Raw genomic sequence first — 14,993 nt, forward strand, 5'->3', positions numbered from 1 at the left:
GCGGGTGCGGCGTCCTGGAAGAAAGAACTGGAGTGCGCCCGGTCGTCGATCTCCGTTCGTGGCCCCTCTCGAACCTCCGGCGAGGTCCGCCTTCGCGCGGCTGTCAGGGTGAGAACGGACATCAAGCGCCCCTCATCCAGCTCCGATTTGTGAGTACACGGTCCAGCTGATTGGTCAGCTGCCACCATCGAGGCAACGCCACGGGCAAAGAATGCGGCCAAAGCGGTGTTCGCCTAGAGGCGATTCCGTTTCGGCTGCATCCGGCGCGCCGCGCGCTCGATGCTGGCGGCCACCAGCGGCGCCTTGTCGGCGGCGATCGGCGGGGAAAACACGAAGCCCTGCACCAAATCGCAATTGAGCCCGCCGAGCACGTCCAATTCGGCGGACAATTCGGCGCCCTCCGCCACGACCGTCATGCCCAGTCCGTGCGACAGGGCGATGATGCCGCCGAGCAGCTTGCGCTTCTCCGGCGCGGTGGAAATGCCATCCACGAAGGCCCGGTCCACTTTCAGGCAGTCGAAAGGCAGGCGCGTCAGATAGCCGAGCGAGGAATAGCCCGAGCCAAAATCGTCCAGCGCCAGCCGGGCGCCCAAGCCGGACAGCGCCGTCAGCGTGCGGCTGATCCGTTGCTCGGTGTGGTCCACAAACAGGCTTTCGGTCAGCTCCAGGCAGAGCAGCTCCGCCGGAAAACCGGTCTCTGCCAGGATGGCCGAGACCGCGGTCTCGAAATCCACGCTCCAGATCTGCGCCGGCGAGACATTGACCGAGATCGAGCGCGGCGGCAGCCCGGCATCCAGCCAGGCGCGGCCCTGCCGGCAGGCCTCGCGCAGCACCCACAGGCCGAGGTCGACGATGAGGCCGGAGCTTTCGGCGATCGGGATGAACTCCGCCGGCGAGATCGGCCCGCGCTCGGGATGGGTCCAGCGCAGCAGCGCCTCGAAGCCGGTGACGCGGCCGGTCTTCAGGTCCACCTGCGGCTGGTAATGGGCCTCGAGGGCGCCGGCCTCCACGGCGTGGCGCAGATGGCGGCCGAGATCGAGCCTTTCATCGACGGCCTGCGCGTAGACCGGCTCGAATAGTTGGGCCCGGCCGCGCCCGGCCTCCTTGGCCATGTAGAGCGCGAGGTCCGCGTTGCGCACCGCAGTCTCCGCCGTCGCACCGTGCTCCGGCAGGCGGGCGATGCCGATGGTGGCGCCGACCGAGGCCTCGCCCTCGGCAAGATCGACGGGGCCGGACAGTTTGCCGACGAGCCGATCGGCAAGCCCGGTCAGCGCGGCGTCGGACGTGTCGCATCCATCCGCCAGCACGGCGAATTCGTCGCCGCCGAGCCGGGCGATGAAGGCGCGCGGCCCCAAGTCCTGCCGCAACGCAGCCGCCACCTTGATCAGCAATTCGTCACCGGCGGCATGGCCGAGGGAATCATTGACCTCCTTGAAGCGATCGAGGTCGATGAGCAGCAGCGCACCGGTCCGGCCTCCCTGGGAGCAGCCTTCGGTCAGCGCGGCGAGCTGGCGCGTGAACAGCGCGCGATTGGCAAGGCCGGTCAACGGATCGCTGTAGGCGAGCTGCTCGAGCTGGCGCTCGGCTTCCTTGCGCTCGGTGACGTCCTGCACGGTGCCGATGATGCCGATGACCTTGTCGTGGGCAACCTCCGCCTTGCAGATCACAGCCAGATCGCGGGGCATGCCGTCCGCGTGCAGGATGCGTAGATCCGTGGCCTCGGTACGGCGGGTGCGCAGCACCCGTTTCTGCACCTCCCGGAAGCGGTCGGCGTCGCCGTCCAGGAAATAGGGTCCCATGTTCTCATCGGTCGGCTCGAACGTATCGGGCAGGCCGAGAAGCTGGTAGAGCTCGGGCGCCCAGATCGTACGGCCGCTGTCCAGCCGGAAGCTCCAGGTGCCGATCTTGCCGAGGCGGTGGGCCTCCTCCAGCGCCCGCGTGCGCTGGTCGAGCAGCGCCTTGGCCGCCCTGAGCTGGGTGATGTCGCTGGAGGTGCCGCGATAGCCGAGAAAGCTGCCGTCATCGGAGAAGATCGGCTTGCCGCTGGTGCAGATGCTGACGCGCGAGCCGTCCTTGCCGATCAGCGTATAGGTGAAGTCGCGAAAAGGGCGATGGGCCTCCATATCGGCCCGGTGCCGCGCCATCGCCTCGCCGTCCTCGGGCGCATAAGTCAGCTCCCAGCGCGCCTTCCTGCCAGCGGCCACCGTCTGGAACGCCGCATTGCCGGCAAGCGATTTGGGATAGGGCAGCAGCCGATGCTCGGCGTCGCTCTCCCAGCACCAGTCCGAGGCGGTGCTGACGAAATCGGCCAGCCGTTGCTCGCTCTCCGCCAGGCGCCGCAGCGCGGAGGTCTCCTCCGTGACGTCGCGGACGATGCCGGACACGCGTCGAACCTGGCCGTCCGCGTCGAATTCCGGCTCGCCATGCACCACGCAGTCGAGCAGGCTGCCATCGGAACTGCGGAGCCTCGTCCGCACCGCATAGGGCCGCCCCTCCGCCCAGCAGGCCGCGTAATGCGCCTCCAGGAGCTTCCTGCTTTCGGGCAGATAGCGCTCGCGCACCGTGGCGATGGGGATGTAGCCGTCGGCGGTGTCGAATTCGTAGAATGCGGCGAGCTCGGGCGATATCCAGAGATCGGTCGCGGCGGCACTCTGCGACTCCCAGTAGCCCATGCGGGCCAACCGGATCGCACAGCGCAGCGATCGCTCCTCATGCCAGCGGCGACGCGCTTCCCGGGTCGGGGCCTGCCCTTGCGACAATTTGCGAGCGGCCATCGGTCCCCAACTCAACGCTAGCGTACGCAGCTAACAGGCTAGCATAGAGCGTCACAACCTTGGAGCGACGGCGGTGACGAGATGGGGCTCTTCCGCTTTTTTGGTGTAGTTTCGGTGAATTCTGCAACCGGCAGTCGGCGCCCGGCCCTAAGGCGCGACGTGATTGGGTTGAATCGTCATCGCGCTTTAGCTCTTTGTTTGAGCATGACCTCCGCGCAAACGCGTCCCGCGTTTGTCGCGAGGGAAAACCGCTTCGCACTTTTCCGGATCATGCATTAGCGCAGCACCGGCATCTTAACGGATCCGCACCAGCTCCAGGTCGAAGTCGCCGGTGACGGCGGTCTCGATCTGGCAGCGCGAGAGTCCGATATCGCGCAACGCCCGGTCATCGAGCTGGCGCAGCATCTTGATCGCCTCGCGGCGCACCCAATAGGTCGCGAGCGCATCGCCCCACACTCGGAGCAATCGGAGCAATCCGCCCAATGTACTAGGCCGCGCGGGCGCTGCGGCGGCTGAGGATATCGCTGACATTGTCATCTCTCCTTCGCTGCCCATAGACAAAGCTACGCCGTTGACGCAAATGCTGTTTCAGAGCCTGCGCCGCCGGGACCGCGGATTGCTTGCGCACTCCTCGGTGCAATCATGGGCTTGTTCCCTCTTAAATGATCCGGTACATTGCTCGGAGCAAGTAAAACATTGCTCTCGGTGCAATAATGTCGAGGTTCGAATATCTGAAGCTGGCGGATGCGGTGGCCGCCGAGATCGCCAGCGGCGCGCTGAAGGCGGGCGACCGGCTGCCGCCGCAGCGTCATTTCGCCTATGACCGCAACATCGCCGTCTCGACGGCGAGCCGGGTCTACACCGAACTGTTGCGGCGCGGGTTGGTAGTCGGTGAAGTCGGCCGCGGCACTTTCGTGTCCGGCGAGGCACGCCGCGGCATCACGGCCCCGACCGAGCCGCGCGGCGCCCGCATCGACCTTGAGTTCAACTATCCGCTGCTGCCGCACCAGGCGACGATGATCGCCAAGAGCCTCGAAGGACTGGAGCGGCCCGAGGTGCTCGAGGGCGCGCTGCGGCCGGCGACCAGCTTTGGCACGCGGGCGGCACGCACCATCTCCTCGGAATTTCTGGCGCGCAAAAGCTGGACGCCAAATCCCGACCAGATCGTGTTCACCGCCAATGGCCGGCAATGCATCGCCGCCGCGCTCGCCGCCGTGGCGCCGCCCGGCGGACGCTGCGGCGTCGAGGCGCTGACCTACCCGTTCGTCAAGGGCATCGCGGCGCGGCTCGGCATCTCGCTGGTGCCGCTCGCGATGGACGAACACGGCGTGCGACCGGATGCGGTGCAGAAGGCGCATCGCGAGGCGCATCTCTCCGCGATCTACGTCCAGCCCACGATCCAGAACCCGCTCAGCATCACCATGCCGCCCGAACGCCGCGCCGAGCTGCTGCGCGTGGTGGAGAAGCTCGGCCTCATCGTCATCGAGGACGGCGTCTACGGATTTCTCGACGATGAGGCGCCGCTCGCCGCGCTGGCGCCCGACAGCTGCATCATGCTCGACAGCCTGTCGAAGAAGGTCGCGCCGGGCCTTGCGCTCGGCTTCATCGTGTCGCCGCCGCGGCTGCGCGAGAGCATCATGGCCGCGGTGCGCTCGGGCGGCTGGACCGCGTCGGGCTACGCCTTCGCCGCGGGGCAGCGGCTGATGGCCGACGGCACCGCCGCCGAATTGTCACGGCTGAAACGGATCGATGCCGGCCGCCGCCAGCTTCTGGCGGCCAAGCATCTGGCCGATTTCGAAATCCAGACCAATCCGAAGTCGTATCATCTCTGGCTGACCTTGCCGCCGCATTGGCGCTCGCAGACATTGGTCGCGGCCGCGGCGCGCCGCGACATCGCGCTGACGCCGTCGACCACCTTTGCGGCCACGCCGGGGCACGCGCCCAATGCGGTGCGGCTCGCACTCGCCGCACCGCCGATGGAGCAACTCGACCTCGGCCTGCGGACACTGGCGGGAATGCTGAGCGCGACCGAAGAGGATTTTGACTCGACGGAGTGACATCGCACGTTCACTCCGAAGCAGCGCCGCAGTCCAGAATTGGATAGGAGTGGCACTCGCAGCGGCCCATTTCCAGTGAGCGCCAGGGCATCAAAAGCCACAGGCCGCATACGTCTTTCTCACGAGACGAAAATGCGCGCCCTCGGCTACGAAGTCCACATCCATGCACTGGTTGCCTTTGCGATACTCCCCGATCACGCCGCACTGCAGATATTCGAGGTTTATCCGCCAGCGCTTTTCTTGCGGCGAGTAGGTCGCAAAGTCGTGCTGCGCGACCGGCGTTCCCTTGCAAATTCCGGCAACGTATCGCCGCACGTCGGGCGGCAGATTGTCGACGTGATTGTGATCAAGCGGATCATGTTTGTTGCCCACGCTGCCCTTGGAAAGAGCCGGCGGGATGCTCAGGAGCACAAGGCACAGAGCCAAAAATGGGGTCCGGATTGTCATCTGACGCTCCAGCCAAAAGCAAATCCGTCGCCGAGTTTACAGCGCGTTGCTTACAACCCGCTTACAGTCCGGCCGCGCGAACCGCTTCACCGATTGCGAACCGCCTTCGGCAGCAGCGCATCGGGCAATTGATCGAAGCTGTAGCGCCGCGGCCGATTGCGCGTGACGAAACCGCCGACCTGCCAGGTGAACAGCGCCGCAAAGCCGACCAGGAACAGCGCCCCCATCCAGTTCGAGGTCAGCAGCGCCGTCAGCAGCAATCCGATCATTGCCACCGCAAGGCAGGCCAGCAGCGCCAGCGCGGCGGTGTACGTCTCGGTCCGAGGCCTCCGACCAGCCTGGCGTTGCTGCCCGCCGCCTGCATCCGGCGATGCAGCTCGACGATGAAGTCGCGGTAGAGATGGCCCTGCGGCGCCACCAGCGTCGCGGTCTGCCAGGTGGTCGAGAGGATCGCGATCCGCCCGCCCTTGGCGTTGTCGATGTCGGCGCGAAACCGCTGCTGCTGCATCGAGACCGGGCGAACAGTTTCACCGCGGAGATGTCGGCATAGTCCCACACGCCCGACCGGCCGGCGATCCGCCACGCCAGCCCGTCCTCGGTCAGCTCGAACTGGTGCGCCGAGCCGATCAATGAGGCCTTGTAGGCATAGCGCAGCGGCGAGCCCTCGCCTGCCTCCGATCGATCCTGCAACGTTGTTGGCAATCCGCCGTTCCACCTGTTCAAACGCACACGCAGCTTGCGCAGCCTGTCGCGCCTATCCTACAAGCGAGCCATGCCCGAGACGACCTATTTTCCGCGCTACCTCATCCTCGGCGGCGCGATGATATCCGGCGTGCTGCTGGCGCTTGCCGTGCACATGCTCGGCGCGCGTTATGGGCTCGATCTCGGCGGCCTGTGGCGCTCCGACAGCCACGAGTTCATGCCGGCGGGCGCCGCGATTGCGTGGTGGCTGATCGCGACCGTCGGATTTTCGGGCGGCTACTTCACCGCCAATCTGATGCACAGCGCGGTGGCCGGCCAGATCCCGCAGCGGATGCGTAACTTCCTGATCGTCGTCGGCGTGCTGATGCTGGCCGGTGCCGGCCAGGCCGCGTCAGCGCCGAGCACGGTCTCGACCATTTCCGCCGTGCTCGCTGGCCTCGCCGCCCTGTGCCTCGGCGCATTGATGGCGTTCTGCGGCGCCTATTTTGCCCTGCGCAAGAGCTGAGCTAGCCCTCCAACTCAGGCGACCGACCGTTCCGGCGTCCTGCGCAACATCTTGGCGACGTCGGCTGCCGGCCGCGGCGGGCTGAACAGATAGCCCTGCGCCTGCGTGCAGCCCTCCCGACGCAGCAGATCGAACTGGGTATCGGTCTCGACCCCTTCGGCTGTCGTGACGATGCCGAGGCTCTTGCCGAGGCCGGTGACCGCGCGCACGATCGCCATCGAGTCCTCGCGTGTCGCAAGGTCGGTGACGAAGGACCGGTCGATCTTGATCTTGTCGAACGGGAAGCTGCGCAGATAGCTCAGCGAGGAATAGCCGGTGCCGAAATCGTCCAGCGAAATGCGGACGCCGAAGCCGCGAAGCTCATGCAGCACCGCGAGCGTCGCCTCGCTGTTCTGCAGCAGCACCGATTCGGTGATCTCGAGCTCAAGCCGGTCCGCCGACAGGCCCGATGCTTCCAGCGCCGCCTTCACCGACGACACCAGGTTCGGGTTCTTGAACTGCACCGGCGAGAGATTGACGGCAACCGCGACGGCCTCGGGCCAGCCCGCGGCATCCGCGCAGGCCTTGCGCAACACGATCTCGCCAAGCGGAACGATCAGCCCGGTTTCCTCGGCGACAGGAATGAAATTGTTCGGCGCGATCAGGCCACGCAGCGAATGGTTCCAGCGCGCCAGGGCCTCGAAGGCGACGATCCGATCGCCCGCGACATCGCGGATCGGCTGGTAGTAGACCTCGAACTCGTCATGCTCGAGCGCGAGCCGCAGGTCGCGCTCCAGCAGGCGGCGCGCCTGCGCACGCGCATCCATCCCGGTCTCGAAGAAGCGATAGGTGCCGCGGCCGTCGGCCTTGGCGCGGTACAGCGCGAGATCGGCCTTTTGCAGCAATTCGTCGGGATCCTTGCCGTCCTCGGGCGCGAGCGAGATGCCGATGCTGACGCCGATCACGAGCTGATGGCCGCCGATCTCGTAGGGCGCGGCGATCCGCTCGACCACGAGACTTGCCAGCGACGACACGACGGACGGCTCGCAATTGCTGCAGAACTGCACGATGGCGAATTCGTCGCCGCCGAGCCGCGCCACGGTGTCGTGCTCGGTGACGCATTCGCCCAGCCGGCGCGCGACTTCGCGCAGCAGCGCGTCGCCGATCGGATGTCCGAGCGTGTCGTTGATTTCCTTGAAATGATCGAGATCGAGACAGAGCACGGCCAGCTGGTCGGAACGCTTGGCCAGTCTCGAGGCCTTCTCGAGCTGCTCGCGAAACAGCGTCCGGTTCGGCAAATTGGTCAGCGCGTCATGCCGCGCCATGTGTGAAATCTGCTCCTGGGCCTGCTGCCATTCGGTGATGTCCTCGAAGGTCGCAACCCAGCCGCCGCCCTTCATCGGCTGGTCGACGACACGGATCGCGCGCTCGTTGCGGCTGACGATCCGCGTCGCGCTGTGGCCGGCCTTTGCCTCGGCGACGAGAGCATTGCAGAACTCCTCGGGATCGCCGTCCCACTCGCCGATGGAATGGAGGTCCTGCAGGACATCGATCAGCAGGCGTCCCTGCAGCGGTATGCGACTGCGCCCCATCATCTCGTTGTAGCGCTCGTTGAACAGCATGATGCGGCCGTCGGCATCGAACATGCACAGCCCCTGCGACATGTTCTCCAGCGCGGTATCGAGCACCACCTTCTGCTTGTGAAGTTCGGTCTTGGCGCGACGGTCGAGGATCGAGGCGATCAGCGAGAGGCCGAGGATCGCGAAGGCCGCAACGGCGGTCATGAACGAGAGCACGCGCGGCGAGACCGTAAGTCCGCCGGAAACGATGGTCGGATCCGGGACGAGCGTCACCGCGCCCATCGCGGTGAAATGATGCGAGACGATCGCGACGGTCAGAAGACCGGTCGCTGCGGCGGTGGTGCCGAAACGTTCGCCACGGGTGGCAACGACGAGCGCGAGCGCGCCGAACAGGCTTCCGAACGCGATCGACGAGGCGACGATGCCGGGCGACCAGATGATGCGCGCGGGCAGCTCCAGCCCGAGCATGCCGGTGTAATGCATCGCCGCGACACCGGCGCCGACGATCGCGCCACCGGCCGCAACCGTCTGCCAGCGTCCATCGAGCGTGGCGACGGCCAATCCGACCGCCAGGATCGCAACCGCGAGCACCAGCGACAGCAGCGTGATGGGAATGTTGTACCCGGCCTCGATGCCGGGATCGTACGCCAGCATGGCAACGAAATGGGTGGCCCAGATACCGCAACCGCCGACCGCCGCATCGAGGCCGATCCAGATCTCGCGGGCCCGCCCCTGCGCAGCGCGGGCACGGTGAAACAGGCTGATCGCGACGGCGCTGGCGAGCAGGCAGATCACCCCGCCGAGGACGACCAACCGCCAGTCATGTTCCAAAGTGAGACAGGTCAGAACGCGATACATATAGGCCCCCTTTATGGACCTATAAGAACAGACGCATTCGTGTAGGAACGGTAACCGCACCGCAGCAAGGTTCCACGCATGGTGAAGAAGCCTTGAATGCAGGCGATCGGGTCAGGGCAACGCGGAGATGCCTCGCTGCGGTTCGTCTCAGCGCCGAGCCTCTGACCATGCGCCGATCCAGATCAGCGCAGCCGCCGCCAGCAACACGCCGGCGGAGATGACGAGGGCCGCATGCAGGCCGGTGATGAAGGCCGCGGACCGGCTGACCATCGAGCCGAACAGCGCGACACCGAGCACGCTGCCGGTCTGCCGGGTCGCGTTCAACACCCCGGCCGCGATGCCGGCATGCTGTGGCCCGGCGCTGCCGAGCAGCGCCGATGTCAGGGGCGGCACCAGCAGGCCGAGGCCGCCGCTCATGGCCAGCAATTGCAGGCAGATCGCGAGATAACTCGTGCCGGGGCCGATGAACAGCAGCGCAAGGCATCCGGTGGCAGAGAGAGCGGCGCCGAGCGCGATTGTCGCCGGCGCGCCGATCCGCTCCGCGACATGCGGTGCGATCAGGTTGGCGGGCAGCACGGCGCCGAGCATCGGCACGAACGCGAGGCCAGTGGCGAACGCCGACAGCCCGTTGACCTGCTGGAAGTAGAGGCTGAGCACGAAGATCAGGCCGTAGAACGCGACATTGACCAGGAGGCCGACCAGCGAGGTCAGGGCAAACATCCGGTGGCGGAACAGCGAGAGCGGCAGCATCGGCTGCGGCGCGCGCGCCTCACGCCAGACGAACAGCACGGAGAAGACGGCGGCGAGAGCGAAGCCTGCGATCACGAACGGGTTGCCCCAGCCGAGCGCGCCGCCTTCGATCAGCGCGCCGGCCAACGTGCCGAGCACGGCGATCGCCGCGACCTGCCCCGGCAGATCGAGCCGGTGTTGCTGATGACGCGTGGTTTCGCTGGCAAAGCGCCAGGCGAGCCACAAGCCGGCGAGGCCGATCGGCAGGTTGACCAGAAAGATCGCGCGCCAGCCGACCAGCGCGATCAGTCCGCCGCCGATGAACGGGCCGGCGGTCAGCGCAAGGCTCGCGCCCGCGGCCCAGACACCGACCGCGCGTCCCCGCGCCTTCTCGTCTTCATAGGCATGGCGGAGCAGCGCCAGCGAGTTCGGCACCAGGATGGCCGCGGCCAGCCCCTGCACGCAGCGCGCGGCGATCAGCGTCGCCGCATCAGGCGCGACCGCGCAGGCAACCGATGCCGCGGTGAAGATCGCAAACCCGGCCATGAAGATGCGCTTGGCGCCGATCCGGTCGCCGAGCGCGCCCGCGGTCAGGATGAAGGCCGCAAAGGCAATCGTGTAGGCGCTGACCACCCATTGCAGTTCGGCAACGCCGCCGCCGAGCGAGGCGCCGATCGCGTTGAGCGCCGTGTTGACGATGGTGACGTCGAGCTGCACGACGCCATAGCCGAGACTCATCGCGGCGAGCGTCAACGTCGCCGCGAGCCCGCTCGTTTGCTGATGCGACGTTGCGCGGCGGTCCGGCATGTGCCGGACGTTCAGGGATGTCTGTTGCATGGTCTTGTCCTTGCTCTCGGCAACCAATGCGAGACATAGGCCTTCGTTTCGCCGCAACACTTCGCCACGGATCGAAGTGTGAAATCGCGTGCCTGGCCGATCTGTCCGACGGCGGCCCGCTTGCGCGGCGTTTTGCCTCAATAGACCTACGGACCGCCTTCGCGCGGCTCACCGGCCCGAGCGCAGGGCGGATCATGCGCATGCGCGCGCCGACTTCACACTTTGGTAAACGTCACAGCCGGCTCAGCCGTCCCCATGCTGATGCATATCGTCCATTCGCCTCGCGCCAACGAACCCGCATCGACGCCGGGACGGCCGCAAAATCGGCAAAAAAGCCGACGAAACTGCCTGAAACGGCGGAACATGCAGTGGCCCCATCGCGGTCCTGCGACTCACATTCCGCAGAGCGAGAACATATGTAGCCAATATGACAATGACGCTGGACGAGGGCCGAAGGTTGGCTTGTCAAGGGCTGCACAACGCATCGGTTTTGCCTTATGGGTCATCGCGTACGGTGCGTTTGCCCGTCACCCGTCGCCGTCCGTGACCGGGTCCCACTGAAATTTGCCGCCCCGCCGGGAGGATGAATGCTTCGGCTGCTGACCACGCTCGGGCGTGGTTTCAAGGAAAAGATCGGCTGGAAACGGCTCGGGATCGCCGCGAGTGTGTTGATCATCGCGTTCGCGATCACGTCGCTTGTTCACACTCTGAAGGGCGTCGATACCGGCATCATTCTCACCGCGCTCACCAACATCGCGCCGCACCGGATCGCGCTGGCGGCGCTCTGCGTGGTCGGGGCGTTCTGCACGCTGACCTTCTACGACTTCTTCGCGCTGCGCACGATCGGCAAGATCCATGTCCCCTACCGCATCGCAGCGCTGTCGAGCTTCACGAGCTACACGATCGGCCACAATATCGGCGCCACGGTTTTCACCGGCGGCGCGATCCGCTTCCGGATCTATTCCGATTATGGCCTCTCCGCGATCGACGTCGCCAAGATCTGCTTTCTGTCGGGCCTGACCTTCTGGCTCGGCAATTTGTTCGTGCTCGGCTTCGGCATGGCCTGGCACCCGGCGGCGGCGTCGGCGATGGACCTGCTGCCGCCGGCGATGAACCGGCTGATCGCGCTCGGCTGCCTTGCCGGCATCGGCGCCTATTTCGTCTGGCTCCTGACCGGCGAGAAGCGCCGCGAGCTCGGCCAGAACGGCTGGAAGGTGGTGCTGCCCTCGGCCAAGTTGACGCTGTTGCAGATCCTGATCGGAGTGGTCGATCTCGGTTTCTGCGCGCTCGCAATGTACCTGCTGATGCCGACCGAGCCGCATATCGACTTCGTCTCGCTGGCGGTCGTGTTCATCCTGGCGACGCTGCTCGGCTTTGCCAGCCACGCCCCCGGCTCGATCGGCGTGTTCGACGCCGCGATGCTGGTGGCGCTGCCGGAGTTCAGCAAGGAACAATTGCTGGCGACGCTGGTCGTGTTCCGCATCCTCTACTTCCTGATCCCGTTCGGGATTTCGATCTCGATCATGGGCATGCGCGAGCTCTGGCTCAACGTGGTGCAGCCCTGGCAAGAGCGGAAACGACTAAGCCAAGCCTGCACGGCTTCGGCGACCGTGCGGCAACCGATCGAAAGCCGGCAGCAGCGGGTCAGGCAGCTGAAACGGTAACGGACAACGTTATCGGCCCTGTGCGGGCCCTCGACCCCGGATTTTCGATCCTCGCGGCCGCTTCTCTTATTTTCGCCGTACCGCTCGCGTCAAACCGCGCCATGATTGGCTTTTTGGTTCGATTTTCGTTTCGGGTGACGGTCTGCAGCGTGCTGCTCGGCAGCGCGCTGGCCGCGGTCTTCGCATCGGCCACGGAGGCGCAGGACAACCAGCTGCAGATTTCCTGGGAGGTCCGCAACCGCTTCCGCCTGTTCCGCGAGGAACGCGACTTCCGCCTGCATGTCGAGAGCGGGCTTGGCCGCAGCGTGCTGGCCTCGGAACAGACGCTGGAACTGCAAAGCGACGGCCGCGGCTGGGCGCGCAACACCGTAAACCGGCTCTGCATCGACCTGCAGGGCCGCGTCAGCGAGCCCTGCACGCGCGACAACGTCAAGGAAAGCTATCTGACGCCGATCGATCATCCGATCGTCGTTCGGCTCACCGGGCCGGTTCCGGTCGGCGCGACCTGCGCCTGGTCGTTCGACGACGGCGATGGGCCGCAATCCTCGACATTCGATTGCGCCGAGCCGATCAACCTGCGCGTCCGCTACGGCCGCACCACGGTCGCGACCGTCGACGTCGCAAGCGGCTCGGACGCCAACCAGCGCGTGACGACGCAGATCGAGGTACGCGACTTGCTGATCGCGGGCCTCGGCGACAGCATCGCATCCGGCGAGGGCAATCCCGACCGCGCGATTGCGCTCTCCGACGAGGGGTTCTGCTTCCGCTCCTATCTCGGCGGAGCGCAATATTACCGGCCGAGCCGCGCCGGCTACAAAGGCGGCCGCGCCTGCGAAGCACCGGACACCCTGACCAACTGGCAGCGCCAGAGCGCGCTGTGGCTCAACTCCGCCTGTCACCGGTCGCTGTACAGCTACCAGACCCGCACGGCGCTCGCGCTCGCCGTGCAATATCCGCACATTGCGGTGACCTATCTGCCGCTGGCCTGCACCGGCGCCACCATCGCCGACGGCCTGCTCGGCTCGCAGCAGGCGCGGGAATGCCTGCCGACGAAGACAGCCAACACCTGCTCGGGCACCGTCAACGGCCAGATCGCGGAGCTGCGCACGGCACTCGCCGCCGCCAAGCGCCGTCAGCCCGACCGCACCCTCGACCTCGTGCTGCTCTCGATCGGCGCCAACGATATCTACTTCTCCGGCCTCGTCGCCAACGTGATCGTCGACACGCCGACCGAGCGCACGCTGTTCAGCCGCGGCGGCTCGATGGCCAGCGTCGACGATGCCCGTTCGGCGCTGGCGCGCGACCTGCCGGCCGATTTTGCCAAGCTGCGCGATGCGCTGAAGCCGCTGGTCGGCGGCGATCTCTCGCACGTGATCTACACGGCCTATGCCAATCCGGCGCTGGCCAATGGCGGCGCGCCCTGCCCCGGCGGCCGCGCCGGCTTCGAGATCCATCCCTCGTTCAACGCGGATCCCAACCGCCTCGCGTCGGTGTCGAGCTTCGTCCAGAACGAGTTCCTGCCGCAGCTCAAAGCGATCGCGCAGTGCCAGTCCGGCATCATCTGCCGCAATCCGCAGGCCGATCGCATGACCTTCGTCGATGCGCATCAGGACGCGTTTGCGAGCCATGGCTTCTGCGCACGCGCCTCGACCGATCCGGAATTCGACCGCGACTGCTTCGCCGCCAACGGCGACAGCTTCGTCTCGGACATCGTCGCCGCGGCCAACCAGCCGCTGAAATGCGGCCGCAGCGCCGGCGAATACCGCGCCTATCTGCCGCGCGCGCGCTGGATCCGCGACGCCAATGACAGCTACTTCACGGCGATGACCTACCCGCAGGGCCTGCCGTCCTCGATGCAGCCAAGCGACATCCACGACGCGACATGGGGCATCCTGTCGGCGGTGTATGGCGGCGCGGTGCATCCGAGCGCCGAAGGCCATGCCGCGATGGCCGATGCGGCGGTCCCCGCGGCCACCACCGTGCTGCAGTTGAATACCGCTGTGCCCGAAGTGATTACCGAGCCGGTCGCGCCACTGCCGATGCCGACTGCACCGACGGGACAGCGCTGAACGCTCACGCTGCCACGCAAGAGCGGAGCACGAGCGTGCGCAGATCGGAGCGTTAGAGAGAAGTGCTAAAGCATGATCCGGAAAAGTGCGAAGCGGTTTTCCGAAAAGATCATGCTCAAACAAAGAACTAAAGCGCGATGACGATTCAACCTAATCTCATCGCGCCTTAGTGCCGCTTCGTCGCGGGCACCGGCGCCGCCGGCTTCGCCACGGCGGCTTGCGCCGGCAGATATTTGGCGACGATCGCGGGATCGAGTTGGGCCACCGCGGTGTCAGGCAGCCGGGTCCAGACCTCATCCTTGCCGAACAGCGAGATGCCGAGAAAGCCGCGCATGGTCAGCGTCTGACCATCGGCGCTCAACGTCATCTTGGCCTTGTAGACCTTGCCGTTGCGCGGATCGAGCACGTTGCCGCCTTCATAGGCGAGCCCGTTGCGCTTCATGTCGCGGATGAGGGGAATGCCGAGCCACGGCATGTCCTTGCGATCGTCGGTGCATTTCGAGCAAACCGGATTGGGCGGGTCGCCGGGCGATGAGAACATCTTTGCGATCATGCCTTCGAACAGGCCATTGCGCTCGATCACCAGGAACCAGCCCTCGGGCTTGCCGTCTTCGATCTTTTGCCACAGGCCGGCAGCCGACGGGTCGGCCGCCGAGGCCGCAAGCGGAGCAGCTAGCGCAAAGGCCGTGGCGATCGCGAGGATCAGCCGAAGTCTGGATAGCGTGTTCCGCATCATCATCACCTGATCAATCGACCAACTCGACTACAAGCAGACTACGGCCATTTCACGGA

10 protein-coding genes and 1 pseudogene are annotated in these 14,993 nt (G+C 66.1%); 4 read left to right on the forward strand and 7 right to left on the reverse strand.

What is annotated here, in order from left to right; genetic code table 11:
- Positions 1 to 233 precede the first annotated feature (233 nt).
- Positions 234 to 2,774: a sensor domain-containing protein gene (locus ACVMIH_RS14545; RefSeq protein ID WP_456862282.1), complete on the reverse strand. Its 2,541-nt coding sequence runs from the start codon at positions 2,772 to 2,774 to the stop codon at positions 234 to 236.
- 294 nt (positions 2,775 to 3,068) lie between these two features.
- The gene (locus ACVMIH_RS14550) at positions 3,069 to 3,305 is read right to left on the reverse strand and encodes a DUF1127 domain-containing protein (protein ID WP_456862284.1); all 237 of its coding nucleotides are present in this window, start codon (positions 3,303 to 3,305) and stop codon (positions 3,069 to 3,071) included.
- Positions 3,306 to 3,487: 182 nt separating this feature from the next.
- Here ACVMIH_RS14550 and ACVMIH_RS14555 point away from each other — a divergent pair, with 182 nt between their 5' ends.
- Positions 3,488 to 4,831 (forward strand): aminotransferase-like domain-containing protein, encoded by a 1,344-nt coding sequence (locus tag ACVMIH_RS14555; protein WP_456862286.1) that lies wholly within the window; start codon positions 3,488 to 3,490, stop codon positions 4,829 to 4,831.
- Positions 4,832 to 4,921: 90 nt separating this feature from the next.
- Here ACVMIH_RS14555 and ACVMIH_RS14560 read toward each other — a convergent pair whose 3' ends face one another.
- A complete protein-coding gene (locus ACVMIH_RS14560) occupies positions 4,922 to 5,278 on the reverse strand; it encodes a hypothetical protein (RefSeq protein ID WP_156436156.1) in 357 nt (118 codons plus the stop codon).
- 86 nt (positions 5,279 to 5,364) lie between these two features.
- A pseudogene (locus ACVMIH_RS14565) lies at positions 5,365 to 5,968 on the reverse strand (hypothetical protein).
- Positions 5,969 to 6,050: 82 nt separating this feature from the next.
- Here ACVMIH_RS14565 and ACVMIH_RS14570 point away from each other — a divergent pair.
- Positions 6,051 to 6,485, forward strand: coding sequence for a hypothetical protein (locus ACVMIH_RS14570; RefSeq protein WP_168855013.1), 435 nt, complete (start codon positions 6,051 to 6,053; stop codon positions 6,483 to 6,485).
- A 14-nt stretch (positions 6,486 to 6,499) separates the two neighbouring features.
- Here the strand turns inward: ACVMIH_RS14570 and ACVMIH_RS14575 are convergent, their stop codons facing one another.
- Complete coding sequence (locus ACVMIH_RS14575) at positions 6,500 to 8,902, reverse strand: EAL domain-containing protein (RefSeq protein ID WP_229191182.1); 2,403 nt, start codon at positions 8,900 to 8,902, stop codon at positions 6,500 to 6,502.
- A gap of 147 nt (positions 8,903 to 9,049) precedes the next feature.
- Positions 9,050 to 10,438 (reverse strand): MFS transporter, encoded by a 1,389-nt coding sequence (locus ACVMIH_RS14580; RefSeq protein WP_456866488.1) that lies wholly within the window; start codon positions 10,436 to 10,438, stop codon positions 9,050 to 9,052.
- A 617-nt stretch (positions 10,439 to 11,055) separates the two neighbouring features.
- Between ACVMIH_RS14580 and ACVMIH_RS14585 the strand changes: the two genes are divergently transcribed.
- Together ACVMIH_RS14585 and ACVMIH_RS14590 are read left to right on the forward strand one after the other, a co-directional pair.
- Entirely contained in the window at positions 11,056 to 12,132 is a 1,077-nt protein-coding gene (locus ACVMIH_RS14585; RefSeq protein ID WP_028337716.1) for a lysylphosphatidylglycerol synthase transmembrane domain-containing protein, read from the forward strand.
- A gap of 101 nt (positions 12,133 to 12,233) precedes the next feature.
- Complete coding sequence (locus tag ACVMIH_RS14590; protein WP_456862288.1) at positions 12,234 to 14,201, forward strand: hypothetical protein; 1,968 nt, start codon at positions 12,234 to 12,236, stop codon at positions 14,199 to 14,201.
- 166 nt (positions 14,202 to 14,367) lie between these two features.
- On the opposite strand, the gene ACVMIH_RS14595 is transcribed toward ACVMIH_RS14590, so the two are convergent.
- A complete protein-coding gene (locus ACVMIH_RS14595; RefSeq protein WP_057016746.1) occupies positions 14,368 to 14,934 on the reverse strand; it encodes a DUF2147 domain-containing protein in 567 nt (188 codons plus the stop codon).
- Positions 14,935 to 14,993: the final 59 nt, after the last annotated feature.

This window comes from Bradyrhizobium sp. USDA 4503 (genome assembly GCF_054055815.1).